This is a genomic window from Bradyrhizobium oropedii (assembly GCF_020889685.1).
GTDB lineage: Bacteria > Pseudomonadota > Alphaproteobacteria > Rhizobiales > Xanthobacteraceae > Bradyrhizobium > Bradyrhizobium oropedii.
Genome location: NZ_JACMYO010000127.1, coordinates 1 through 25,644 on the forward strand (window position 1 = coordinate 1; position 25,644 = coordinate 25,644).

Genomic DNA, 25,644 nt, shown 5'->3' on the forward strand with positions numbered 1-25,644 from the left:
CTAGAGCTGTCCGGTATTTCCGTGTAAATTTCTTTATGCACTCCTCTTTCTCTTTCACGCGTCCTTCAAGTTTAGATATTGCCGACACGCCTGCGTGACTCACCAGAGAGGCAATCAGGACACTGAAAGACTTTATGGCATCGTCGAGCAACTGGCGGTTTGCTTCGTAATAGTCTCTGAACGATGCTTTCTCTTTGTCGAAATCTAAAGACGGCATTGCGCTTTTCTTTGGTCATTGCGTTGGTCGATTGGAAAAGAGAGCTCACCTCTATCTGCCAAGCTCCAACACCAGCCTCACTCCCACTCAATCATTTAGGAAGATGTTTCCGCGTTGATTTCCAAGCGCAAATCCTTAGAGCTGACGGTCTAATCCCGACGGTATACCCGCCCAATTTTTTCGGTCTTGAATTCACAGGAAAATTTGGGTGGCTCTGAGGTGATGGCACTTTCAGCAAGTACCGGAATCGATTGACGCAGTAGACATATACCAAGCCGGAATACCAAGCCGGAACAGCCTCCTCTTGGCCTCTCTCCGATTTCTGCCCGATACCGTCACTGGTCACTTGGACCGGCCATCATTGGCCCGGTTATCGCCACAGCGGCCCTCTCCGCCAAGTCGCAGTCTGCCCGCCAGCGTCATGGGCAACCGGGATGACGGCGCCAGCACCGTGAGCCACAGACAGTTTTGCAGGCTAATCCCGTCGATTGCAACCTAGTTGCTTCGTTGCGCGGTCCAATATCCCGAGCAGCGCCCACCCGCTGCGTGGCCGCTCCAGGTCCCCCGGCCGGCGTCTTGCGTCAGCCTTCCCGAACCTGATGCGTATTTGTCGTGGACCGTCACCGACGCGCGAACCGCGCCCGATCTTCCGACATAGCCGCTGAACTTCACCAGATTGGGATGCGTCACAACACCGTCGTTTATGTTCACCGAGAAATTGTAGGTCGGATCGCAGCTTCCGCGTTGTGTAACGAAGGTGAGATTCCAGGGACCGTCGTAAGAGGTTCGTGCTTCGGCGGCCGTCGCCAGGATAAGGCAGGCACAGCCAACGACATTCGCAATCAGTCGCTTGTTCATGATCTTCTCTCCAGAGGGATTGGTTGACGTTCAGTAGGGCAGTCGTGGATGTCGGGTATTGTGGTCTTCTTCTGTTGGTCTATCGCAATTGTACGTCGACCATCTTCTTTCACTGTGCGTTTCAAGAGCCAGCGCATTTCGGCGGGCCCTACGTGGCCGTCCAACCGCCGTCGATAGAAAAGTTGGCGCCGGTGATCTGCGCGGCGTCTTGGCTGCACAGGAATAGCGCTAGCGAAGCCACCTGTTCAACCGTGACGAATTCCTTCGTCGGCTGGGCCGCGAGCAGGACATCGTTGATCACCTGATCCCTATCCATGTTGCGGGCCTTCATCGTGTTCGGGATCTGCTTCTCCACCAGCGGCGTCCAGACGTAGCCGGGGCTGATGCAGCTGCAGGTGATCTTCGACCGGGCGAGTTCCAGCGCCACCGTCTTGGTGAGTCCCACGATGCCGTGCTTGGCCGCGACATAGGCCGACTTGAATGGCGAAGCGACCAGCGAATGCGCCGAGGCGGTGGTGATGATACGGCCCCAGCCGCGCCTCTTCATGCCAGGAGTAACGGCACGGATCGCATGGAATGCGGAGGAGAGATTAATTGCGATGACTGCATCCCACTTTTCGACCGGAAAATCCTCGATTGGCGAGACATGCTGGATGCCGGCATTGTTGACGAGCACGTCCACGCTGCCAAATGTCCTCTCGGCAAACGAGATCATGTTGGCGATTTCCGCGGGTTCGCTCATATTCGCGGGCGAATAGATGGCCTTCACCCCGAAATCGTTCTCGATAGCAATCCGCGTCTTTTCAATATCGGCCGGCGCGCCCATTCCATTGAGCACGATGCTGGCTCCGGCGCCTGCAAAAGCCCGCGCATAAGCGAGACCGATGCCGCTCGTCGAGCCGGTCACAACTGCGACTTTACCTTTCAAGATACTCATTGCTTTTCCTTGTTGATCTGTGACAGTCCGGCCGGTTCGTGACCGCAGCTAATTCTTGGCATCGGCCAATTGCAGCCGTCCATCATGTGACCAGAGTTCTCTCGTAGCTCCGGAGCGGGCGTTGGACCGGCTGTTGCAGATAGTCATAAACGACCTTGCCCAGCCCTAGCGTCAGGTCTGCGCGGATGTGGATCGCGGACACGATCTCGAGGACCGGCAACTCGGCCACGGGAGCCAGCGCGTGAGGCGTCAAGGAGAGCGCCGCGGGTCCGGTCCACGCCCCTTTCAAGACAAGTTGCTCGAGGTGATATTCGACGAGCTCGCAGATGCGTGGACTGCCGTCGACGTGCGGAATGATCTTGAGAAGAAAGTTCGGCTCCTCGAGAGCGGCCTTGACTTGCGCCAGGTCGGCTTCGCGGTGCTTGTATCCCATCGTGCCGGTTGCTACCCGCAACGGACCGTAATCCAGAGCGCCGATCAGCGTATCGATCTCGGTCCGCAACGTCGGCTGGCCGAGTTTCTTCGGAAAGCCCCAGAGCTCCCGGCCGCCCGCGATCGGTCCCTCATCGTTCAGGAACATGCAGTGGGTGTAGCCGCCCTTGCGACCGCGGAACGACACCGGGATGACTTGGCCGCTCTCGGTGTAGTCGCCAAAACCATTGGAATCCGGCATGCGGATGAATTCGTACTTGACCAGCGCTTCGCGTTCATCAAATTCGAGCGGGGCCGGAACGACCGATCGCAGCTTCGCCGGATCGGTGCGATAGGTGATGATCAGGTATTCGCGGTTGACGAAGCGATACGGTCCCGGCGGATAGGCCGGATTGGTGAGCGGCATCGCAAATGCGCGCCTCAGCACTTCATTCTCGTGCATTGAATTTCCCCTGTTACTCGAATGACCGGATTGGCCTACTCGCGACCATCCTGCTCAAGATCGAACGTAGACACGCCGTCCGCACTGGTCGGGCGGGCCAGCGCCTCGGGATGCCGAAGGGTGCGAAGCGCATCGTGATAACCGGCGCGCCAATGATCCTGCATCGAGAGGCGGGAAAATTCGTAGTCCTTGGAGTGGCCTTCGTAGTCGCGCGCGCGATAGATCAGGTGGACGAGGCTGTGCACGTTGTGAGAGGCAGCCGTCCTGAGCAGCCTGACGTCCTCCTGCTCGCGCAGGTCTTCAGGCAGCCTGCTCAAGAGAGCTGCCAGGTCTCGCTGCAACCGATGCAGGCTCTTGAACTGGTCCGTGCTCGCGCGCGTGCGGCTCGAGTATTGGATCTCCTTTTGACGCGTAACGACGTCGGCCATATTGCGCGGAATCTGGCCGCGTGCGCTCCAGAGATCGACCTGAAACACTAGCGTGTCCTGACGGGCGCCACACTCGATCACCCACTGCAACGGAGTGTTGGATACGAGGCCGCCGTCCCAATAATGTTCGCCATCGATCTCGACCGCCGGAAAGCCCGGCGGCAGCGCCCCACTCGCCAGGATGTGCTCGGGCCGAATCGTATGCGTGGCAGTGTCAAAATAGACCAGATTGCCGGTCCTCACATTCACGGCACCCGCACCGAACCGCATCATGCCGGCATTGATACGATCGAAATCAACGAGACGCTCCAGTGTCGTCTTCAACGCGCTTGTGTCGTAGATGCTGGTGGCGGCAAGCGTTCCACTAGTTTGTAGCCATGGCGCCATTGGCCGCGCAGAAAAAAATCCGTTCGCGCCAAACACCGCCGCAAAGCTTGCATTTACCTGATTGAGAAAATTGCGGGTGTGATCGCCGTTCATCAAATCGGTGAACGGTGCGTCCAACGTCACCTGCGTCCAGAACTCCCGAAGCCGCTCAACTCGGGAATTGGGCGGATTGCCCGCGATAATTGCAGCGTTGATCGCTCCAATCGAAATTCCGGCAATCCAATCGGGATGGATGTTGGCTTCAGCCAAGGCCTCGTAGACGCCTCCCTGGTAAGCCCCCAGTGCGCCGCCACCTTGCAAGAGCAACGCGATGCAATCGAATGGCAGACGGCGGTCCGCGGTCATGAGGTGTGGTCGTGGCTGAAAGTTCATTGGTTCTGTGCTCTTGGTTTGCGGTTGCTCAAGCCCGCGTTCTGTTCGGATCGCGGTCGTCGCGGGCTTGATGCGGTTTACTAAAATATACGGTATAGTTTATTTCTTCTCGGGTCAAGCGAGCGCGTTCACAAGCTCGTGCTGCAACTGATTGAGACCCACGTACGCCCGACCCTGGTCGACTGTCCCAACCAGCTCGACACGCTGATGCGACGCCGAGATCCGCTTCGACGTCACGCTATTGCGGTTAACAAACCGATCTCCGTCAGGTGCACCAGCGAAGGCGCTTGCGATATCCATCTCGGCATTCGCAGGACAAAGCCGGTCAGCCCAAGTTCGTATTTATCAGTTGCAAACCAGAACGCGTCGGTGGCGTCCGTAGGCGTAGTAGCAATCGCTATCGGAATAATTGCTATCGTTCGAGCTGCCATAGGCATAGCCGGCAGAGGCTCCAGCGGCATAGGCTGCACCATAACCGTATCGCCGCCCGCCATAGCCATGGCTGAAGCTTCCGGAACGGCTATAGCTGACCGATGCAGAGCGAGCCTGGACCGAGCCTGCAACCGCGGGTCCGTCACGACCGCCAGCCGGGACGCCGCCAAGCGCCCTTAGATCGCCGCGAGGACCGGCGCCGGCGCCCAACCGAGGAGCCGGTCCGCCAAGGCCGGCATGGGCCGCACCGCCGGGCCCCATGGGAGGTGGACTTGCGAATGCGGGAGGACCGCCGGCCGCGATCGGCGGAGGGCCGCCCGGCCCCATTGGAGGCGGACCGGGGAATTGCGCAAACACCGCAGTCGGTGCCAACGAAATCGTTGCGAGCGTTACGCTGACGGACAGCGTCAAGAATTTCTTCCTGGACATTGTAATCTCCGTTTTAGATTTGCGTTTCAAGGACCGGCACCGGCGCGGTCGGCGCGAGAGTCGAGTTCGACGGATGGGTGTCGTGCGCCAGGTCAACGGCCTCTTGCACTGGCCGGCCATCGTCGTGTTTGGGGTGGATCCGGAACCACGCCACATAGAGCGCCGGCAGGAACAAGAGCGTCAGCAGCGTGCCGACGATGATGCCGCCCATCATCGCGTAGGCCATCGGGCCCCAGAAAATCTCGCGCGCAATCGGAATCAGCGCGAGACTTGCGGCGGCCGCGGTCAGCAGGATCGGCCGCATGCGATGCTCGGTTGCTTCCACAACGGCGTCCCAGGCCGGACGCCCCTCCTTCCTCAGATCTTCGATCTGCACGATCAGAATCACCGAATTTCTTACCAGGATGCCGATCAGCGCGAGCACGCCGAGGATGGCGACGAACCCGAGCGGCGCGCCGCTCGGGAGCAGGGCCATGACGACGCCGATCACGGCGAGCGGGGCGACCGCGAACACCAGGAACAGGCGGTGGAAGCTCTGCAGCTGTATCATCAGGACGGTAGCCATGACGAAGAGCATAAGCGGAACGACGGCAACGATCGGCGACTGGCTCTTGGCGCTTTCCTCCACGGAGCCGCCGATCGCCACCGAATAACCCGCCGGCAGTGCCTTGCTGAACTCCGCCACCTTCGGCGCCAACTCGTCCATGATCGTCTTCGGCTGGACGCTGGTGACGATGCCGGCCTTTAGCGTGATCGTGGGAATCCGGGCGCGGCGCCAGATCGTCGGCTGCTCGATCTCATAGCGCAGATTGGCCACGGCCCCGAGCGGCACCGACTGCCCGCCCTGCCCGCTCAACTGCAGATCCCGGAGCGTATCGATCGAGCCGCGATCGACCGCGGTCGCGCGCCCCGTGACATTAACGAGATAGATGCTGTCGCGAACCTGTGTGATCTGGGTGCCCTCAAGCACCGAATTCACGGCCGTGGCGATGTCTTCCGACGTGACGCCAAGCTGGCGCGCTTTGTCCTGGAGGACGTCGACCTTGACGACGCGCGCAGGCTCCATCCAGTCGAACACCACGCTGCCGAGATCGGGGTTGCTCCGCACAATGCCGGCGAGTTCCTGCGAGAGATCCCTGACCTTCGCGATATCAGGCCCGCTCACGCGGTATTGCACGGGACGTCCCACCGGCGGACCGACCTCGAGCAACTTGACGTAGGTGTCGGTGCCTGGAAACGTCTTCCTCAGATGTTCCTCAAATTGTGCCTTGACGAGGTCGCGCGCCTTTATGCCGCCCTTGGTCACGACCACCATTTCGCCGAACCATGTATTCGCGGTCTGCACGTCGAACGACAGCACGAACCGCGGCGCGCCGGTGCCGACATAAGTCGACCAATGCTCCACGGAGCCATTGCCCTGCAGCTGTTCGCGCTCGAAGCGCGCCATCTGCGCATTGGTGTCTGCAATCGAGGCATTTTGCGGCAAGTTCCAGTCGATCACCAGTTCGTCACGGTCCGACGAGGGAAAGAACTGTTGCTGCACGAATGTCATGCCGAACAACGCGACAAAGAAGGCTGCAACCGTCACGCCGACCGTGATCCAACGGTGATGCATGCAGACGAGCAGCAGGCGGGCGAACATCTGCGCCAGCCGGCCCTTCTCCTCATGATGGCCCTTCATCTTTGCCGGCAGAATGGTGACGCCGAGCAGCGGGGTGAACAGCACCGCGACGATCCACGACACGATCAGGGAGACCGCAATCACCACGAACAGGGTGAAGGTAAATTCGCCGGCATTGCTGCTGTTCAGCCCAATCGGGATGAAGCCCGCGACGGTGACCAGCGTGCCCGTTAGCATGGGAAAAGCGGTCGACGTATAGACGTGGGTCGCTGCCTTTTCCAGAGGATCGCCGACCTCCAGCCGGGCCACCATCATTTCGACGGCAATCATCGCGTCATCGACCAGCAGGCCCAGCGCGATGATCAATGCACCCAGCGAAATTCTCTGCAATGAAATGCCGGCATAGGCCATCACCACGAAGGTAATGGCGAGAACCAGCGGGATCGCGATTGCAACAACAAGCCCGGCGCGCATGCCCAAGCTGAGAAAGCTGATGGCGAGGACGATCACCACGGCCTCAAACAGCGCTTCGGTGAAGCCCGACACGGCATGCTCGACGACGACAGGCTGATCGGCGACCAGATGAACGCCGACGCCAATCGGCAGGTCGGCAATGACCTTCGACATTTGCTCCTTCAGCGCCTCGCCGAAGTGAAGCAGGTTTGCGCCGGACTTCATGCCGATGGCAAGCCCGATCGCGGGCTGGCCGTTGTACCTGAACAAGGTCTGGGGCGGATCGGCATAACCGCGCGTGATAGTCGCGACGTCGGTCAGCGGAAAGAAGCGGTCGTTGATCCGGAGATTGACCGCCTTCAGGCTTGCCTCCGACGTGAATTGGCCGCTCACGCGCACGCTGATGCGCTCGGGGCCCTCCTGGAAGACGCCGGACGGCGCGACCGCGTTTTGTCCCTGCAGGGAGGCCATGATCGAGCGGACATCGAGGCCGAGGGCCGCGATCTTCCGGGTGGAAAATTCGAGATAGATCACTTCGTCCTGCGCGCCAAGAATGTCGACCTTACCCACATCAGGCACGGTCAAAACCTTGGCGCGGATACCTTCGACCTCGTCGCGCAGCTGACGCTGGGTCAAGCCGTCGCTGGTGAACGCATAGATATTGCCGAACACGTCGCCGAAGCGATCGTTGAAGCCCGGCCCGATCACTCCTTGCGGAAAATCACCCTTGATATCCGCGATCATGTTACGGACGCGGACCCAGGTCGGCTTGACGTCAGCCGCCTTTGTCGTGTCTCGCAAATAGACGAATACGGTGGTCTGGCCCGCGACCGTCACGCTCTTGGTGTAGTCGAGCGATTCCAGCTCCTCGAGCTTCTTTTCGATCCTGTCGGTGACCTGGCGCGTCATCTCTTCAGGCGATGCGCCCGGCCACTGCGCCTGGATCACCATGGTCTTGATGGTGAAGTCGGGATCTTCCTGACGGCCAAGCTGAAGGTAGGCAAAGAGGCCTGCCGCCATGAAGGCGATCATGAAATACCAAACGAGCGAACGATGGCGGAGCGCCCAGTCGGAAAGGTTGAACGACTTCATGGGTTCTGATCCTGTTCGATACGGACTTGCTGTCCTGGCTTGAGGCTGTGGATTCCGGCGGTCACGACGCGCGCACCGGGGGCAAGCCCATCGGTGACGCGTGCACCTGCGGGGTCCCCGGCGAGATCGACCTTGTGCAGCGATACGGTGCTCGCAGGCTGATCGATGACCCAGAGGAAATTCGCGCCATCCTTGGCGAGCACCGCCGAGGCGGGGACGCGCAATGTCGGACTTTGCGTAGTGCCAAGCTTCGCCGTAACGGTCGTGCCTAAGCGGAAACTTTCAGGGGGATTGTCGAGGGCGATGCGGACCCGCCGCAGGCGCGTCACGGGGTCCGCCTGCGGGGCGATCTCGCGAACCTTGCCTTCCACCTGAACGGCGGGGAGAAGCTGCAGGCCGACTGTGAATGGTAGGCCAATTTCAAGCGGCACCGGGAAATCCTCCCCGATATCGACAACCGCCTCCCTGATGTCGGGCCTCGCGACCGTTACGACGCTTTGGCCCGGCGAGACCACCTGTCCGACCTCCGCCCCCACTGCGGTGACGACCCCTACGAAATCGGCCTTGAGCTGTGCATAGCCGCGCTGCTCAATTGCCTTGATCAAGTTTGCCTGCGCGTGCGCCACCGACGCGTCGGCACCCGCCCGCGCCTGCTCGGCATTGTCCAGCGTCTGCTTTGTGGTGGCGTCACTTGTGATGAGGGTTCGCTGCCGCTCCTCCGTGGCCGTTGTCGTCGCCAGCTGCGCCTGGGCCTTCGCAAGCTCAGCCTTGGCCGCGCGTACGGCGAGCTCGAGGGCCGTGGGGTCGATCGTGCCGACCGTCTGTCCTTCGCTGACGAGGTCACCGACGTATACGGGACGCGCGGTCAGACGTCCCAGCACGCGGAACGCAAGGTTGGTCTTGTACCGAGGCTCAACAACACCCACGGCGACTGTGCTGTCCGCGCTACTCGGCTCAAGGACCATCGACAGCACAGGCCGAACGGGCTCGGGCGCTTTCGTGTCCTGCTGACATCCGGCCAGCACCAGCGCGGATATAAACGTGCCGGTTGCAATCATGGCGCGCCTGTTCATGACGGGTCTCCCTCATATGTCACGGCCTGGCCAACGCTCAGCAGCTTGCCGCCATCGATCACGACGCGCTCGCCCGGCTTGAGGCCCGCCTTGATCAGCACTTCGCGGGCTTCATAACCGGCAATCGTCACTGGCTTGAGCGCAGCCGTTTTGGTCGCCGGATCGACAGTCCAAACCGCGGGCTTCGATCCCATCGCCGCCAATGCACTCCAGGGCAATGCGATCTGCTGCTGGGCTTTCGCTTTGACGGTTCCTGCAGCAGCGCTTCCAAGCGTCATCGCTGCCGGCGGATCCTGGATGGCAACCTTGACGCGGATGGTCGCGCTCTTCGCGTCAATCGCGGGCGAGACTTCCCTGACACGCCCGTTCGCCGTCGCGCCTGCGTCGGAGACAAGCGCCAGCGACACGCGGCTGTCTTCGAGGTCGCCAAAGAAGATGGATTCGTAGACGTCGAAGACGGCATCCCGCTCGCCGTCCTGCGCCAGCGAGAACACGGGCTGCGCGGCCTGTACGACCTGGCCGACCTCCAGATTGCGCGCGGTGATGACGCCTGCCGCTTCTGCGCGCAGCGCGGTATAGCCAAGGGCGTCTTTCGACGTTCCGAGCGCAGCTTTTGCGGCTTCAAGCGCACCTTCTGCGGTTCGCAATCCTTCCTGCGCCTGATCGTAGACCGTGCGCGTGGTGAAACCGCTTGCGATCAGCGTCTTCTGCCGTTCGAAGGTCGCCATGGCCACGCGCAACTGAGATTGCGCGGCTGTGACCACCGCGGCTGCGGCATCGACGTCGGCCTGCTGCTCGGCGGGATCGAGCACAGCCAGGATCTCACCAGCCTCGACGTGAGCGCCGACATCGACATAGCGCGCGAGCACACGTCCGCTGACGCGGAATGACAGATCCGCGCGAAACCGGGCCTGGATTTCGCCGGTCAGGGTGACGGAGGCTTGTCGGTCGCGCGGCTGCACGATCTCTGTTCGCACCATCGCGGCACGCGTGATGGGAGCGGCGGCATGATCGTTGCAGCCACTCAGCGCGATCGCGACAAGCGCAGCCGCCAGGGCACCGGGACCCCTCAGCTTGCGTTTGCGGGCTGCTCGATCGATTTCGGTGTGGTTAGTAGCGTGATGGGTCATAGCACGTCCATGCGGCGGCGGGGTGACAACAACGCGCCCAGCGCATCCGCCGCTGGACGGACAGACATCAGTTGGGCTCCGTGAGTCGAAGTGGGATACGGTTCCGTTGCAACGGGTCGCCTGTCCCGATCAGGGCAACTCGCTTCTCCGCAAAGCGCCGAGGCATCGGACGGGCTGACGTTTGGCCGGCGAGGCGGCCGCACGATGCGACGCTTCGCCATCGCCCCGTTCGCCTGCCGCTCACGTGCGGCCAGCGGAAACGACAGAACGACGGACGTGAATTCGTCACCAAAGCCGTGCTCGACACGGCCGCCGAGACCCCTGGCAAGATCATTGCTGAGCCGCAGTCCACGCCCCGCAGCGCTCCGTGACGGCCGCGATCCGTTGTGCAGGACGACGCAGTTCACCAGCGCACCGATCCGTGTCAGCTTGATCTTGATTTCTCCGGTTCGCGCCTCGAAGCACGCATGTGTCGCTGCATTGGTCACGAGCGCGTGGACGATCAATCCGAGCCCCCGGCATCGCTCTGGTTGGAGCGCGAGAGATTCGGTTGCGACGGCCAGCCGGATATTCATCCGATCCAGCAACGAACGGCGCATGGCGCAGCCCATCATGCGGATGTAGGTCGCGGCGTCGATCAGTGCCTTGCCCTTGGGCATTGCGAGCGCCTGCTGCACATCGGCATGACCATGCAACAGTTCGACCACGTCGCTTAAGGCGCGCTTGGCCTCCGCTCCCTCAACCCGGACCGCCGCGGCCGAGACCAGGTTGATCGCCGAGGCGAGCCCATTATTGATCCGGTGATTCAATTCGCGCAGCAGAATGCCCTGCTCCACTATCGGCGAATCCGGGCTGCATATATTCACGAAGGACTCCTCAGGTTGGCGGACCAGGCGGCGGCCGAACGCGCCTTCTGGCGGTCGGCCGGTCATACGGAGCAGCTGGCGCAGGCAGGCCAATCAACGTCGGCCTGTGCGAAGACTAATTACACTATACCGTATATTTTCTTTTCATTGCATTTCCTGACGGGCCATGTCAAGTGGAATCCAGACACGCAAAAACTCGTGATGAGGAAATGGTAATGGCGAAGAACAAGAGCCCGAAACGCGGCAGGCCGCCCAAGGACCTGGCCGGCGACGTCCAGGCGCGGATTCTCGATGCTGCCCAGCAGCTCTTTCTCGAGAAAGGCTTTCGGAGTGCCAGTATCGACGACATCTCCGAGTTGGCCCCTGCGAGCAAACCGACCATCTATGCCCACTTCCCCGGCAAGGAGGCGCTGTTCGTGGCTGTGGTGGTGCGGACCATCAACGGATTGACGGATTTCGAGGGGTTCACGCCGGCAGGCCGCACCATCCAGGAGAAGCTCGCCAATCTAGGCATCGAGCTCGTGGAGAGATTTGTCGAGGACACGTTGGACCTCACGCGCGCGACAATCGCCGAGGCGCGGCGATTTCCCGAGTTGAGCCGAAATGTTCACGACGCGGCGCGCGACCGAGCGGCTGGAGCGGTATCGCAACTCTTGAACGAGGCAACGCAGAGGGTCGCGCGCTCACCTAAAGGACCTTTCAGCGCAAAGCGGAGCGTAGCGACCGCGCAGATGTTCATGGATCTCATCCTGCTTCCGATGCTTATGAGATCTCTGATGGGTGAAGAACTGAAAGATCTCAAAAAGGAGTTGCCGACGTTCCTGCACGAACGAATCAATTTTTTTCTCGCGGCTTGCGAGACGGACTGGAGGCCGTGAACCAGCCGAAGGCCTCGCCGCTATCCTTGCGCCGCGGCTTTGGGACGGATATCGGCGGGCAGGTCGATCGGCCGACCTCACCGTCAATGACGCAGGGCGCCGGTGCAGAAATCCATCATCTCATCGAACTTGGGCCGAACGGCAGCCGTATTGATCCGCGGCGGATTGAGATACCCCTCCATCGCTTCAAGCAGGCAACAGGTCATTGCCCTTGCACATCCCGGTCGCAGTTCGCCGCTCGCCTGTCCGGCAGCAATGGTCGCCCGCACGAGTTCTCGGATCCGGTCTGTGTAAGACCGGGCGACTGCCCAGTTCTCGCGTACCGCCGCAGCGACCAATTCGTGTTGCTTGCTGTCGTGCTCCAGCCGATGTTGGTGCAGCTGCGAGATCGTTCTCAAGGCAGCCGTTAGGCGCTCCAGGGCGGAGTCTCCGCGAGCCGCAAGGGTTGCAGCCGCGGACATGCGATCGAGAAGATTCGCCACGACCATCTCTTCGATCGCCTGCCTTGAAGGGAAGAAGCGGTAAACGTTAGCGGGCGACATCGACGCCCCGCGAGCGATATCGGCGACGGTGGTCTTCCTGAAGCCGATCTCGCGGTGCAGTCGGATCGCTGCTTGGACGATTCGCCGACGAATGCACGAGGATTCGACTTGGCGCATCCGCTCTTGCATCACTTGCGACCTCAGCGAGACGCGACCGAAAGCAATTCACGCCGGCAGGTTTCGCCGAAGTGACGCAAGGGGTCCATCTCCTCCATGAGTTCGGGCAAATCGACCACCTCGGGATTCGGCGAAAGGTAAGTTTCGACGATCAGGCGACCTGCCCGCTCTGCGGCTTGAACCACCTCATCGCTAGAAAGAATCCTCATCCGTCCGACAAGCGCGTACAAATTGACCAGTTGAGGAATCTCGGACCTGTCGCTGACGAGCGCTTCGGCATAGAGACGAGAGGCTTCCTCGATGAAACTCCGATAGAGCCGCTCGCGCTTGGCGATCGACCGGGTATTATGACGCTCGCGAAGTTTGCGGCGCCGGGTCATCCAACCCGACACGATCGTGGAGATCGCTCCGAAGGCCGAGCCACCGAACGCGGCGAAAGCGGGGGCATAAACAGTGTTCATGCGATCATTCCTCTCTCGCGCCGCGGCGGGGCGCCCCAATAGTCCTGACCGAAGCAGCTTCCGCAGCGCGGTCAAAGACAGCTCTGCAAGCATCGCTCAGAGCTGGCTCTCTTTGCCGGAGACAGGCCTCTACGTTCGCGGCGTCGGGGATGTAGCCAAGGCATAGCCGGAAGGCATCAGGCGCGCAGGCGGCCCTCTGTTCGGGAGTGCCGCGGCTCTCCTGCGCAAAGGCAGTCGCGTTGCCGAACATTGCGGCCAGAACGACTACTAAAGTGTGCTTGAACATACAAAATCCCCTCTTCTGCTGAGGCATCGCGCGCTCGAACGGGAAACGCAGCGTCATGCTCCGATTCCCCCGCCCGTCGAACTGCCTCAACACGAGCTTGTGAGTCTTCGCTCTTGACACACCCCGCGGTACAGGATGTATATGAACTATACGGTTTAGTGTATTTATGGAGCCGAGAATGTCAACACTTTTGTGGTCGCGCGCGAAGGAAAATCCGTGGCCGGGGCTTGCGCTCGCCTCCCTGAACCTGGTCGTGGCTCTGTCCCTCGTGGCCCTGAGCCTGCTGCTGGGCGTTACGATAGCGTTGCTTGCCGGGGTGCACGCGTTCGTCGGTGGGCGATCCTGGGTCGCGCCGAGAGCACTTCGGCGCCGGAGCCCGGCCCTGTGAGCAGAGCATCCGCTTTGTCGATGCGTGCGCGCAGTTCCGCCGGGACTCAAGCTCCCGTGCGGGGTTACTTTCTGTGGGTCGGCGGAGCGTTGCTCATGCTGCTCCTTGCAGCCAATTCCCTGCTGCCCGCGCCCCCGCCAAACAAGCTCATCGAATCGCACTCTACGCTTCCGCCGATCCGGATCGCCTCCGAACTGAAGGGACCGGAAGCAATTATCATCGATACCAGCCAGTCCGGTTTGCTCCCCATTCTCCCGGACAGGGAGATTGCGGTCCCCTCGCCGCTTACCTCGGATGTGGCCGACGCCGTACGACAGCCGCCCGCGTCAATATCCGAGCAAGCCGATGCGAGTGACGCTAGTCCCGCAATCCCGACTCATGTCCGCGAAACGTTGGCGCAGTTAGATCCGGGAGTCTCCGATCAAGCCGGCTCAAGCACGAGGCCAGTCGGGCTTGCCTCGGAACCACGACGCAATTTCGCTCGAACTCACGCCGAGAAGCGACGGCGACCTGCGCGGCATTCGTCTTTCGATACCACTCTCGAACGGTGCGCTTCACTGAACCAAGGTTCGTGTCGATAGGCCCGTCGTGGACCCTCGCACACCCATAAGACCACCGATCAATTTTTCACGGATAGCCACGGGATTTACCTCATCATGTCGAAGAAGCGAATGTTAGCAATTATAGTTTTGTCCGCCACGCTTGCTGCTACGGGCGCGAGAGCCGATGTCACCCACACATCTTTGGACGCCACAAATAGAAGCGTAGCCGCGCAAGGCGATGCCGATGAAGCGGTGATTCGTCGCCTGCTCGAGCAATTTCGCACCATAAAAATTCCACTCAGTCAGGCGGCAGCGATCGCCGAGCATCTACATGACGGTTCAAAGACTGCGGATGTTAGTTTTGAGATTTCCGGTCCAGCCATTTATCGGGTACGGACGGTAGGCAATGAACGACTTTGGGAAAATGTCATAGATGCTAACACCGGAAGAGTGACAGAAAAGGAAGTTTCGTCATCGCTGAAGGAGCTCGACCGAGAGAATCTTGGCAAAATCATTGCCCTGAAGTCAGTTGAGCAAGAGCTGTCGGACGCCGTACGCATCGCCGAGCAGGCTGCAGCGGGGAGTGCTTTTGCCGGAGGTCTTGTGAAGCAGGATGACAAACTCAACTTCGTGGTCGTCATCGCCAGTGGTGATCGCTTGAAGGAGGTCACGCTCGAGCCGACCAAAGTAGCACGACGGGGGTCAGCTCACCACTAACCGCGGTTCAGCGGATTAAGCTGCGCCTGCCGGCAGCAACTCACCCCCTTGGCCGCAGTTTGGCGGCACTGCTGCCGAGCGGTTCGTTGCGAGGATCTGGCACACGTCGGCGCGGGAAACGACGTAGTTTCTCAGGACGTAAGCAACGATCAGCCCAAACACGAGCGCACCCGTCCAAACGTTGGATGCGATGGCAGAGAGCGGTGCGGCGGCGGCGTCGATCGTGACGGAGAAAGGAACATGTAAGGCCAAAACGAGATAGCGAGAGTTCCGAATGCAGTGGCAGAGATCGCTGCTGAGAAACCTGCCGGCACCGTGCAACGTGGCCCTTCTTGGAAAGGCCTTCCACGGGCGGTTCAATGATCGCAACTTGCGTACGCCACGGTGCTACACCGTAGTGCCACACCGTCATTTTCCGGCGGCTCGAGAATGCTTGATTTTGAAGGACTTTTCCGCTGTCCGAAATCGATGGCGGAGAGAGTGGGAGTCAAACCCACGATTCTCGATTGCCCCCCTTCGAACAACTGACACTGCTCGTAAGCACTCGCCGGCCTCCTGCCCTCGGAAACCCAGACCTGCACATGCGCCATAAGCTTGCGACGTTGGCTGTGACGAGATTTTTCTTAGTGTGCCGGTGCACACGTCATGCACAAGCCGCCCTCTAATCTTGAATAATTTTAGCTTTCGCTCGATCCATCATGGGCTCAATTTGAGCTAGGTGGTGCCAACGCGACCGAGGCGCATAAGGAGTGTCCGCTTTGCGCTAGAACGGTCAGAATTTTCAACGCGAAGGAAGCGAGAACACTCGACCAAACTACGCCAAATTGCGCGACGGCCGCCGGCCGCACTACTCCCACTCAATCATTTAGGACGACATTACCGCGCTGATTTGCAAGCACAAAATTTCAAAGCTGGCGATCAAATCCCGACAGTATGTCCGCGCTGATTTTTTGATCTTGAATTCACTGGATAATTCAAGCCACTCTGAGGAATAGCAGTTTCGGCAAGTATCGGGGTCGATCGACTAAGTGGATGCACCTGCTTGCCGTGGGGCAACCACCATACTCGTACGGGTTTGCTTCCGATACCGTCAATGGTCAGGAAACCCTTGAACGGTGATCGCCTCGCACACCCACCGGATCAAAAGCTGCCGTCTCTGTGGAGTCGCGTCTGGACAGCCTTGGGGCAACTTCGGATTTTCAACGAACGGCTGATGTGCGCGGTAGCGGAGACCGGAAAATAGGATTTCGCCTCCGACAAGCCCATACGCTTGCGCGAGCTTCGCTGTTGATTCCATGAGTTTAGTTCCCATGGATCAAGTCTCTCGGTCAGCGCCTTCGACCCACACCTACGCACCGGCCGGCACGTGGATCGCCGGATCGCGTTGCCGCCCTGAGAACAAGGCGGCCAGCGCGAAGAAAAATCCCGAGCCTAGGCCGATGACATCGGTCGCCAGAACCACGTGCGTCAACGGCGCGGAAACGCCCCGCGCAGTGAGCACGTCGACCGCCCGGCCGGCCGCCAGGTTTCCAAGAGCGATGGCGAAGACATTGATGCTCAGCATCGTGAACCCGGCTACCGTCGAGCGCGTCTGCGACGGCACCATGCTCATGATCCCGGCATTTGCCGACCCATAGCAGGCCAGCGGCAGGAAGAACCCGGTGCACATGCCGACGTAGAACGCCCATGAGCCCGGGGCCGCGAAGCGATATGCGAGCATTGGGCCGGCACACATCGCAATAAACAGCGCGATCACAGCAGCGTGTCCTCCGGGAAGCCGACGGGCCAGACGGTCACCGACAACACCGCCGACCACAGACCCGATGGCGCCAAACAGCAACTGAAACGTGCCGATGCGTGACGCGATGGAAGATGCGTCCATGCCTCTCTCCTTCACCATCCACAGTTGAGTGAACGACAGTCCAGCGAACAGGATATGAAGCGAAACGAAACCGATGATCAGGAGCAACAGCGCCGGACGGCTGCGCATCAAGCCCAGCACTGTGCGGACTTGCTCGAAGAACGGCGCACCGCACTCGTGGGCCGCCGGGCGGCGATCCTCCTTCAGGAAGGTCAGCAGCACGGCGACGACAATCCCCACCGCTCCCAAGGCATAGAACGTCGAGCGCCATCCATACGACGCACCGAAAGTGCCGGCCAGCAGGAAACTGAGGCCGATCCCCATGGGAATGCCTGTGAAGAAGATCCCCATGACCGTGCTGCGCCTATGCTCCGAGAACAGTTCCGCCAGGATTGACACGGCAGCGGGCACCAGGGCCGCCTCCCCGCTTGCCACGAAGAAGCGCGCCAGCGCCATTTGCTCGAAGCTCTGGGCATGACCGGAAGCCCACGTGCAGAGACTCCAGATGAACACGCCGGCGGCGATGATGCGTGTGCGGCTAAATCGGTCGGCGAGCGACCCAAGAAAGACCGCCATGAAGCCGAAGCTCAGGACCCATACCACTCCCACGAGAAAGCCGTATTGGGTGTTGCTGATCTTGAGGTCCGCGATAACCTGCGGCGAGAAGCCCAGCAGCATGTTGCGGTCGATGTGAGCCAGCACGTGAATGACCAGCAGGCCCGCCAGCACCGCGGCGGGGCTTTTCTTCCAGAGCATCCGTGTCTCCAGTGGCATGATTGGGTTTCGCTGCGAGCGGAAGGCCTCAGCTGACTCCGAAACGCTGCGCGTCATCGACGATCAGCGTCGAACCTGTGATGTAGGCGCTGGCTTGCGACGCCAGCAGCAAGACCGCGCCGTCCAACGCCTCAGGTTTACCCACGCGCTTGCGTGGTAAATGTTCGATCATCCTTTGTCCGGCAGGAGTTTTCAGCATGGCGCGATTGATGTCCGTCTCGATGAACCCCGGATTGATGGCATTCACGTTGATGCCATGCGCCGCCCATTCGTGAGCCATGGTGCGTGTCAGGTGCTCGAGAGCCGCCTTGCTGGCCCCGTAGATTCCCAGACCTGGGGGGTTCGACTGTGCGGCAAGTGAACAGATGTTGACAATACGGCCCGGTTTGCGCGCTGCCATGAGGCGACGTGCAAAGGCCGTTGCGACGAACAACGCCGCCTTGGTGTTCAGGCCCAGGATGTGGTCAACCGCAGCCTCGCTCACTTCAGCGAGCGCGCTGCGTCCCCCCACACCAGCGTTGTTGACCAGGGCCCACAGCGGAGCCATCTCCTGCTGAATCCGATCCAGCACCTCGGCCAACGCCTTCTGGTCGGTCACATCAACCGGAAAGCTGCGTGCACGCCCACCTGCGCCGATGATTTCGGCTTCGGTCTCTTTCAATTGCGGCTCGCGGCGCCCCAGCAACGCCACCTCGGCGCCGGCGGCGGCAAGTGTCTTCGCCGCCTGCCGGCCGAGGCCCGATCCGGCGCCCGTGACGATGGCCGTGCGACCTGTCAGGCCGAAGCAGTGTCTGAGGAAGTTCGTGTCGACGCGATCCGTCATTGATACCTTCAATTCATCAGGATGCTGTTGATCGATTACGAGCCACTGCACCGTTGTGTCCGCGCTGCGGGCACGTCGCGGAGCAGGTGGTCCGGATCCTTGAGGCGCGCCTAGCTTGCCGCGAGGCTCGCATTAGAGATCTGCCCCGCGACGCCGAACGGCCTGTCGCCGCAGATCGTGACACGGTGCCCGTAGCGCCGATGCGGCCAGTAATCGAAAATGGCCTGGTGTTGGGCGGAGCGATTGTCCCAGAAGGCGATCGAGTTCTTCTGCCATTTGAAGCGACACGACAGCTTCGGCGTCTCGATGTGCTGGAACAGGAAGGCGAGCAGCGCGTCGCTCTCGGCCCGGCGGAGCTGCACGATCTTCGTGGTGAAGCCGCGATCGACGAACAGCAGCTTGCGGCCAGTCACCGGGTGGACGCGCACCACGGGATGCTCGAAGCGCGGGAACTGCATATCGCTGCCCTCGCCAGGCTTACGGTCCGAATGCGCCTTCCAGGAATCGTGGATCGCGGTCAGCCCGTCGAGCATCTTGCGCAGCGGCTCCGACAGGCTCTCATAGGCCTCATACATGTTGGCGAACATCGTGTCGCCGCCACCGTCCGGCGGGATCTCCTGGATATAGAGGATCGAGCCCATCGGCGGCTCCTCACCGCAGGAGACGTCGGAATGCCAGGATTCGCCTGCGACACGCTTGCTGTTCTCGTCGGCCTTGATGACGAGGATTTCAGGATGATCCGGTAGCTCCTTCGCCGCGTTGGGATGGACATGAAGCTTGCCGAACCGGGCGCCGAAAGCCTTGTGCTGTTCGAGCGTAAGGTGCTGGTCCCGAAAGAAGATGACGAGATTTTCCATCAGCGCCCGATGGATTTCGTCGAATTGCCGGTTACTCAACTGCTGCGAGAGATCGACGCCGAAAATCTCGGCACCGATCGTCGGAGTGGTTTTGCGTATCTCGATAGTTTCGTAAGCCATATCCGGCTCCAATTTGGTTGGGTGGTTAGGTGGTTCTGGGAACGATGGTGGTGCGCTGCGGGACGGACACAGATTCGTCAGAATGGCACCCGCGGCGGCTCGCTGAGGTCGATCATTGCGCATTAGCAAACCGGCTTTGACAGGGGGCGCACGCCCCCGGACACGGGCCGTGATGATGGCGCCCTTCAGGCGGTTCTAATAATCGACCGGCCGTGAGTGGCGTGGAACAGCGACGGTGATCGTCAGCGGAGCGGCCGAGGTCAGCGCGCCCAGCTGGCCGTCGGTCAGTCAATCCGTGCTTGTGCTGAGCCGCTACGATCGCGCGCATGGTTCCTCCGCCGTTTCCGCCCTGTTTTGTCGCCGGTTTTCGGCCTCTTTCCTTTGCCCGATGAATACTTCGGGCCGCGACGTCGCGTTTGACGGTTCACGACACCGACTTTACATTTCGCGACAGGAAGGAATTTTGCGATGGTCGACCTGATCCGCGCCGCCTGCCTGACGCACTATGCGGAGACCGCGCGCAGCGTCGGGCTCGATCCGGCGATGATGCTCAAAAGCGTGGGGCTGCCGCCGTGCCTCACCGACCCCGATATCCGGATTCCGGGCGGCGGTGTGCGCCGCCTGCTGGAGGCGTCCGCGGCCGCCGCAGGGATCGACGATTTCGGCCTTCGGCTGGCCGAACGCGGCGGGTTTTCAAACCTCGGGCCAGTCGCGCTGATCGCGCGGGACCAGCCGACCGTCGGAGCGGCGATGGAGGCGATCGGACGCTACATGCACATTCACAATGAGTCCCTGCGTCAGCGCATCGAGCGGCACGGCGACAGCGTGGCGATCATACCTGAGCTGTTGATTGGTCGCCCGGTACCGGCACGGCAGGCGGTAGAGCTGGCGGTAGGGGTCTCCTATCGCATTCTCAGCGCTTTCCTCGGGCCGGGATGGCGGCCGCTGGACGTGCACTTCACCTATCCGGTGCTGCGCAATCGCCAGACATATCGGCGCTTCTTCAAATGCAATGTCGCGTTCGGAGCCGAGTTCGATGGGATCATCTGTACCGACATCGATATGGATCGTCCGATGGCCGCAGCAGACCCATCGATCGCGAGATATGCGGAGAGGTATATCGAGACCGTTGCAGCGCGCTCCCCAACCTTCGACGGCAAGGTCCGGGAATTGATCGCGACATTGCTGCCAAAGGGGCACTGCTCGGTGGATCGCGTGGCACAACATCTGGGCTGCGACAGTCGCACGGTGCAACGCAGGCTCGCCGACAACGGCAAGAGCTTTTCCGAGATTGTTGACGAACAACGGGCCGAAGTGGTGGTCCGTCTTATTGAAGAAAAGGATCGTTCACTGAGCGCTGTCGCCGCACTTCTGGGTTTCTCCGCGCAAAGTGCGCTTGCGCGTTGGTTCCGAGAACGATTCGGCTGCAGCATTACGGAATGGCGCTGCAATCCTCGGCGACACTTGATGGATCAAAAGACACGTTGAATCCATCGTCGTGGTTACCGATGTGAAGATACTCGCGAACGCTCCAGGGCTCGGCGACGACGTCCAGCAGAAAGCGGCCGACCGAGACCACGAAGACGTTCCAGCTCGGGAGTTCCGAGATCTCCTACAATTCACACGACGAACGCATCGCTAGCGTGGTGCCGGCATTGCATCGGCTATTGTTCGGGAATGGCCGCGAAACTCCGCAACGACCTTTCCATCAAGCGCGTTCGTGACGGTACAGTCGTAGATCCCGGTGCGGGTCGTGCGGCAGCGCTCGAGAGCGTGAGCGATCAGACGATCTCCGGCCTGGACGGGTCGCACAAAGGTGATGCTGCATTGCTGGGCCACCGACTGGCGTCCATGGCTGTTGCAAGCAATCGAGAGCGCCGTATCCGCGAGGGTGAAAAGCACGCCCCCGTGGCAAGTGCCGAAGACATTCAGGCCGCCCGGAGTAACCGTCATCTCGAGCTCGGCCTCGCCCGGGGCAACCCTACGCAGCGAGAAACCGAACGCCCTCGCGGGCGCATCGCCGGAGAGCATGACGGCGGCGCAGCGCTCGGCCAGCTTCTTCGGCTCGTCAGGTAACGGGTTCATTGCGTTCAACGCGCGTATCATATGCTGCGAGCGGAGGAACGCGATCGCACTCGTCTCTGCACAATTTGAGGACAGCGCGCGCAGCCTCATCGGCCGAAAGTTCACCCGCCTCAACTTGCCGGAGCGCGTCCAGAACGGCTTGATCGGTCCGCCCCATGATCCTGCCCCGGACCTCGGCCGCAGCGGCCTCCGCTACAAGGCGATGGAGCCGGGCACGGCGCCGCGCCTCACGCTCGGCAGGCGTTCGCGGCACCAATTTGAGGACCGCCCGGAGCAGTTCGTCGACGCCCTGCCCGGAGCTGGCCACCGTCTCGATGACCGGCACATCCCTGTCGCTCTCACGGCGGAGGCTCAACATGCTGCGCAGTTGGCGGACCGTACGGGCCGCCAGCGGAAGATCCGCCTTGTTGACGACGAGGATATTCGCGATCTCCAATATTCCGGCCTTGATAGCCTGGACGTCGTCGCCAAGGCCCGGGGCATTGACGACAATCCGCACGTCGGCAACCTCAACAATCTCGACCTCGGATTGACCGGCTCCTACGGTTTCAATCACGATCACGTCACGGCCCCCGGCATCGAGGACGTCGGCGATTTGCTGGATGCTTTCGGACAAACCACCGAGGTGACCGCGCGAGGCGATAGAGCGGATGAAAACGCCGGTGTCCTCCGTGTGCCGCCCCATTCTGACCCGGTCGCCAAGCACCGCGCCCCCGGAGAGCGGGCTGGAGGGATCGACGGCGGCGATGGCCACCGTCCGCCCGCTCTTGCGTAACTCGGCCACGAAGGCGTCGATTAGCGTCGACTTCCCGGCACCGGGTGGCCCGGTGAACCCGATCGTTAGGGCGGCACCTGTCGAAGGCAGGAGCCCACGGTGCAGTCTGGAGGCGGCAGCACCGCCCGCTTCCATGATTGTGATTGCCCTCGCGATCGCTCTTGGATCACCTTCGCGCAAACGCTTCAGCAGCGAGGATTCCATCGGAATCGCCGACATCTCGTTAGGCAACGATCAGAGGATGCCCGAAGCCAAGTTCACGACGGAGACAGCTCACCACTTCCCCATGCGTGACGCCCACTTCGGTTGCGTCTACCACCTTCTCGAAGATATTCTCATCCTTGCTGTTAGCTGCGCGCGCCAGTGTATCAAGCGCGCGGGCAACCTGCTCCTGACTCCGCTCCCGCTTGAAGGCCTTGAAGCGCTCGACGTGACGATTCATGGCATCGGCATTGGGCCGCTCCGCCGGAGGAACGGTCGGATCCTCGTCGATCTGGTAGCAATTGACGCCGATGATCTTGCACTCACCCGAATCGACCTGCTCCTGGAACGCAAGCGCCGATTCACCGATCATGGTCTGGACCAAGCCCGCCTCGGCGGCCTTGTACATGCCGCCCGCGGCATCAATCCTGGCGATAACGCTTTCGATCTCCGCCTCCATCTGGTCGGTCAGCCGCTCGACGTAGTACGACCCGCCGAGGGGATCGATGACGTCGCAGAGCCTGGCTTCATCACGAAGGATGTTTTGCGTTGCCACCGCGATGCGTGCGGTCTCCTCACTCGGACAGGCGATGGCCTCATCATAGGCGTCGGTATGCAGCGATTGCAGTCCGCTCAGAATCCCCGCGATGGCCTGGATCGAGACCCGGGCTACGTTGTTCAACGGCTGTTGCTGGGTGAGGTCAACTCCCGACGTCTGTCCGTGGAACTTGAATCTCCAGCAGGCCGGATCCTTGGCGCCGAGCCTGTCGCGCGCGATCCGGGCCCAGATGCGGCGGCCGGCGCGAAACTTGGCGACCTCCTCGAACAGCGAGATCGAAATATCGAAGAAGAAGGTAAAGCGGCGCAGCACGTCGTCCACATCCATGCCGCGGGCGATGCAGTCATCGGCATACTGAATGGCGGTCGAAAGCGTGAAGCCCATCGTCTCCGCCGGAGTCGCACCAGCCTGCTGCATGTGCTGACCGACGACCGACACCGGATTCCAGTTCGGCACGTGACGGCGGCAAAACTCGATATGGTCAAGCAGAACCCGCCGCGACCCCGGCAGCGACAACCGGTAGAATTGATGGTTAGCGATGAAATGCGAGATGTAGTCGCTCTGATTGGACGTGCCCGTCACCGAGCGCCAATCAATGCCGCGCCGCCGCGCCACGCCGAGCGTGAATGCAAGCAGCGTAAAAGGCGACGGGTCATTCATCGCCGTCGAGATTTCGCCGATCGGAACGGCGTCCAGGGCGCTATCCATGTGGTCCGTCGTATTGATGACGGTGCCACAGGTGCCGAGCAGCACCGGCTCGACCTCGTCACAATCGATCCCGCGAAATCCCGAACAGCACGGCAGCAGGCTGATCGCGGTGGCGCCTGCGTCGATGATGCGCCGGACCCGCTTGTTGTAGTCCTCGGGCGTTCCAAGGCCGATGAGCTGCCGCTGCGTCCAGGTACGGCCGCGGTGCATGCTCGGATAAATGCCACGCGTGAACGGAAACTGGCCGGGAAAGCCTAGATCCTCGAGATATCGCTCACCGGACCAATCGCGCGGTGAATAGAGCGGCTGAACCTCGATCCCGGACCGGTTACGCACCGGCTTTTCGTCACCGATCTGGCGTGAATACTGAGAACGCCACTCGCCCTGCGCCTGTTCAAAACCGGGAAGCGGAAGCTGGATCGCGGTTCGGGTCATAGCGTCGTCTCCGAGAATTCATCAACGCGTTCCGAACGCGATTGCTGGCCGAGCATCGCGACAGATTCCACGATCTCGTCGCGCCCCGAACCGGGTCCAAAGATGCGGCTGACGCCGGCAGCGAGCAGAGCGGCCTTCTCCTCGTCCGGCACAATCCCGCCGACGATAACGTGCACGTGCCGAAGACCAGCATCGCGGAGCGCCTCCATCAGTTTCGGGATAATGAGGTGATCCGTCGCCAGCGAGCTTACACCGATGACTTCGACATCCTCCTCCATCGCGAGCTTCACCACGCCGGCAATGGTCTGCCACGGCGGGGTGTAGATCACCTCCATGCCTGCATCGCGAAGATAGGCCGCGACGATGCGACTGCCGCGATCATGCCCGTCGAGGCCAATCTTCGTCACGAGAACACGGATCGGCGCATCCGCCATCATCATCGCTTGGATCTCCGCTGGGGCTCGGGGCCGGCGCCCGTCATACCGGCGCCAAATGATGCAACGAACTCGTCCACGATCGCATCGAGCCTGCCGCTGGATGGTCGGTACCAGATCGGCGTCGCGTTAAGCGCCCCCATCAACAGCATCCGGAGCAAGGTCGGAGAACGACCGGGCGGCAGGTCAAGCGCGGCGATCAAGGCCCGAAATCGCATTTCATACCGGTCACGCTGCGCCCGCAGCTCGGCTGCAGCCTCCGGCACGTCGTCCGGGAGGACACGGACAATCACGCGCGCGAACGCGCTGGTGTCGAGAATTGCCTCCAGATGCGCCTTGATTGCGCGCCGAAACCGCAACGACGGGTCGATTTCCGCGCCAATCGACGCGTCGACATGACGGATGATCCGATCCACACCCTCCGCGTAGACCGCAATCAATAGCGCCTGCTTGGTCGGAACGTGAAAGTAGAGGGCGCCGGGCGTGACACCTGCCGCCTGCGCGACGTCGCGAATGGTCGTCGCGTGATAGCCACGCTCGGCGAAAAGCGCGGCCGCGGCATCCAGCAGGGCCGGCCACCTGTTCGACTGAAGCTTCGCAAAGGTCGCAGCCAAATCCCACCTCTGAGCTAACTGAACGATCGATTAGCATCAGACGAATGATTTGACAAGCCCGCTAGCAGCGACATCAGTCGTAATCGTATATAACCTTATACAGATATTGAGATATTCATGGAATTACATGCCGATCGCATGTCTGATCTTGACGTCTGCAACCATACTAGCTAAACGATCGTTCAATTAGAACAGACCCGACAACGCCGAGGTCTCAAAAATCCAGCTGGGAGGCTGACGAATGGCGGAACACAGCGCTTACTGGAATGCCGGCAAGGAAACCCGTTCGCGCGTGGAA

The 25,644-nt window shown here is 61.1% G+C and carries 23 protein-coding genes and 1 pseudogene; 4 read left to right on the top strand and 20 right to left on the bottom strand.

Features of this window, described 5'->3' with window-relative positions; translation table 11 throughout:
* The 10 genes and pseudogenes from H8A95_RS29045 to H8A95_RS29090 all read right to left on the bottom strand — a co-directional run.
* Nucleotides 1-217: pseudogene (locus H8A95_RS29045) on the bottom strand ((p)ppGpp synthetase); the annotation flags it as partial.
* Between the two features lie 495 nt (nucleotides 218-712).
* Nucleotides 713-1,075: a hypothetical protein gene (locus tag H8A95_RS29050; protein ID WP_229186323.1), complete on the bottom strand. Its 363-nt coding sequence runs from the start codon at nucleotides 1,073-1,075 to the stop codon at nucleotides 713-715.
* Between the two features lie 148 nt (nucleotides 1,076-1,223).
* Entirely contained in the window at nucleotides 1,224-2,012 is a 789-nt protein-coding gene (locus H8A95_RS29055) for a 3-hydroxybutyrate dehydrogenase (protein WP_229186324.1), read from the bottom strand.
* Nucleotides 2,013-2,094: 82 nt separating this feature from the next.
* On the bottom strand, nucleotides 2,095-2,886 hold the full coding sequence (locus H8A95_RS29060; RefSeq protein ID WP_229186325.1) for an acetoacetate decarboxylase: 792 nt from the start codon (nucleotides 2,884-2,886) through the stop codon (nucleotides 2,095-2,097).
* A gap of 35 nt (nucleotides 2,887-2,921) precedes the next feature.
* Complete coding sequence (locus H8A95_RS29065; RefSeq protein ID WP_229186326.1) at nucleotides 2,922-4,073, bottom strand: DUF3734 domain-containing protein; 1,152 nt, start codon at nucleotides 4,071-4,073, stop codon at nucleotides 2,922-2,924.
* 233 nt (nucleotides 4,074-4,306) lie between these two features.
* A complete protein-coding gene (locus tag H8A95_RS29070; protein ID WP_229186327.1) occupies nucleotides 4,307-4,573 on the bottom strand; it encodes a hypothetical protein in 267 nt (88 codons plus the stop codon).
* 374 nt (nucleotides 4,574-4,947) lie between these two features.
* Nucleotides 4,948-8,100, bottom strand: a complete 3,153-nt coding sequence (locus H8A95_RS29075; protein ID WP_229186328.1) for an efflux RND transporter permease subunit — start codon at nucleotides 8,098-8,100, stop codon at nucleotides 4,948-4,950.
* Nucleotides 8,097-9,173 carry an efflux RND transporter periplasmic adaptor subunit gene (locus H8A95_RS29080; RefSeq protein WP_229186329.1) on the bottom strand — a complete coding sequence of 359 codons (1,077 nt, stop codon included), beginning with the start codon at nucleotides 9,171-9,173 and terminating at the stop codon, nucleotides 8,097-8,099. Before H8A95_RS29080 ends, H8A95_RS29075 begins: the two co-directional genes overlap by 4 nt.
* Nucleotides 9,170-10,303 carry an efflux RND transporter periplasmic adaptor subunit gene (locus H8A95_RS29085; RefSeq protein ID WP_229186330.1) on the bottom strand — a complete coding sequence of 378 codons (1,134 nt, stop codon included), beginning with the start codon at nucleotides 10,301-10,303 and terminating at the stop codon, nucleotides 9,170-9,172. The genes H8A95_RS29080 and H8A95_RS29085 overlap by 4 nt, the downstream gene beginning before the upstream one ends.
* Entirely contained in the window at nucleotides 10,300-11,235 is a 936-nt protein-coding gene (locus tag H8A95_RS29090; RefSeq protein WP_229186331.1) for a histidine kinase dimerization/phosphoacceptor domain -containing protein, read from the bottom strand. Before H8A95_RS29090 ends, H8A95_RS29085 begins: the two co-directional genes overlap by 4 nt.
* Nucleotides 11,236-11,384: 149 nt before the next feature.
* Between H8A95_RS29090 and H8A95_RS29095 the strand changes: the two genes are divergently transcribed.
* Complete coding sequence (locus H8A95_RS29095; RefSeq protein WP_229186332.1) at nucleotides 11,385-12,047, top strand: TetR/AcrR family transcriptional regulator; 663 nt, start codon at nucleotides 11,385-11,387, stop codon at nucleotides 12,045-12,047.
* A gap of 83 nt (nucleotides 12,048-12,130) precedes the next feature.
* Here the strand turns inward: H8A95_RS29095 and H8A95_RS29100 are convergent, their stop codons facing one another.
* Nucleotides 12,131-12,706 carry a TetR/AcrR family transcriptional regulator gene (locus H8A95_RS29100; RefSeq protein WP_229186333.1) on the bottom strand — a complete coding sequence of 192 codons (576 nt, stop codon included), beginning with the start codon at nucleotides 12,704-12,706 and terminating at the stop codon, nucleotides 12,131-12,133.
* Nucleotides 12,707-12,729: 23 nt separating this feature from the next.
* Entirely contained in the window at nucleotides 12,730-13,167 is a 438-nt protein-coding gene (locus tag H8A95_RS29105) for a hypothetical protein (RefSeq protein WP_229186334.1), read from the bottom strand.
* Nucleotides 13,168-13,631: 464 nt separating this feature from the next.
* Between H8A95_RS29105 and H8A95_RS29110 the strand changes: the two genes are divergently transcribed.
* Both H8A95_RS29110 and H8A95_RS29115 read left to right on the top strand, forming a co-directional pair.
* Nucleotides 13,632-13,841 carry a hypothetical protein gene (locus tag H8A95_RS29110; protein WP_229186335.1) on the top strand — a complete coding sequence of 70 codons (210 nt, stop codon included), beginning with the start codon at nucleotides 13,632-13,634 and terminating at the stop codon, nucleotides 13,839-13,841.
* 656 nt (nucleotides 13,842-14,497) lie between these two features.
* Nucleotides 14,498-15,100 carry a PepSY domain-containing protein gene (locus H8A95_RS29115; protein WP_229186336.1) on the top strand — a complete coding sequence of 201 codons (603 nt, stop codon included), beginning with the start codon at nucleotides 14,498-14,500 and terminating at the stop codon, nucleotides 15,098-15,100.
* A gap of 1,348 nt (nucleotides 15,101-16,448) precedes the next feature.
* Here the strand turns inward: H8A95_RS29115 and H8A95_RS29120 are convergent.
* From H8A95_RS29120 to H8A95_RS29130, 3 genes are read right to left on the bottom strand one after another with little or no spacing between them, the layout of a single operon-like run.
* Nucleotides 16,449-17,717: an MFS transporter gene (locus tag H8A95_RS29120; RefSeq protein ID WP_229186337.1), complete on the bottom strand. Its 1,269-nt coding sequence runs from the start codon at nucleotides 17,715-17,717 to the stop codon at nucleotides 16,449-16,451.
* 46 nt (nucleotides 17,718-17,763) lie between these two features.
* Entirely contained in the window at nucleotides 17,764-18,609 is an 846-nt protein-coding gene (locus tag H8A95_RS29125) for an SDR family NAD(P)-dependent oxidoreductase (protein ID WP_229186338.1), read from the bottom strand.
* A 59-nt stretch (nucleotides 18,610-18,668) separates the two neighbouring features.
* A complete protein-coding gene (locus tag H8A95_RS29130; RefSeq protein WP_229186339.1) occupies nucleotides 18,669-19,535 on the bottom strand; it encodes a TauD/TfdA dioxygenase family protein in 867 nt (288 codons plus the stop codon).
* 468 nt (nucleotides 19,536-20,003) lie between these two features.
* On the opposite strand from H8A95_RS29130, the gene H8A95_RS29135 reads away from it, so the two are divergent.
* Nucleotides 20,004-21,023, top strand: coding sequence for an AraC family transcriptional regulator (locus tag H8A95_RS29135; protein ID WP_229186340.1), 1,020 nt, complete (start codon nucleotides 20,004-20,006; stop codon nucleotides 21,021-21,023).
* Nucleotides 21,024-21,173: 150 nt separating this feature from the next.
* Here H8A95_RS29135 and paaI read toward each other — a convergent pair whose 3' ends face one another.
* From paaI to H8A95_RS29160, 5 genes are read right to left on the bottom strand one after another with little or no spacing between them, the layout of a single operon-like run.
* A complete protein-coding gene (paaI, locus tag H8A95_RS29140) occupies nucleotides 21,174-21,620 on the bottom strand; it encodes a hydroxyphenylacetyl-CoA thioesterase PaaI (RefSeq protein WP_229186345.1) in 447 nt (148 codons plus the stop codon).
* Complete coding sequence (meaB, locus tag H8A95_RS29145; RefSeq protein WP_229186341.1) at nucleotides 21,604-22,599, bottom strand: methylmalonyl Co-A mutase-associated GTPase MeaB; 996 nt, start codon at nucleotides 22,597-22,599, stop codon at nucleotides 21,604-21,606. The genes paaI and meaB overlap by 17 nt, the downstream gene beginning before the upstream one ends.
* A gap of 19 nt (nucleotides 22,600-22,618) precedes the next feature.
* Nucleotides 22,619-24,298, bottom strand: coding sequence for an acyl-CoA mutase large subunit family protein (locus H8A95_RS29150; RefSeq protein ID WP_229186342.1), 1,680 nt, complete (start codon nucleotides 24,296-24,298; stop codon nucleotides 22,619-22,621).
* Complete coding sequence (locus H8A95_RS29155; RefSeq protein ID WP_229186343.1) at nucleotides 24,295-24,738, bottom strand: cobalamin B12-binding domain-containing protein; 444 nt, start codon at nucleotides 24,736-24,738, stop codon at nucleotides 24,295-24,297. Before H8A95_RS29155 ends, H8A95_RS29150 begins: the two co-directional genes overlap by 4 nt.
* Nucleotides 24,735-25,346: a TetR/AcrR family transcriptional regulator gene (locus tag H8A95_RS29160; RefSeq protein WP_229186344.1), complete on the bottom strand. Its 612-nt coding sequence runs from the start codon at nucleotides 25,344-25,346 to the stop codon at nucleotides 24,735-24,737. Before H8A95_RS29160 ends, H8A95_RS29155 begins: the two co-directional genes overlap by 4 nt.
* Between the last annotated feature and the right edge of the window lie 298 nt (nucleotides 25,347-25,644).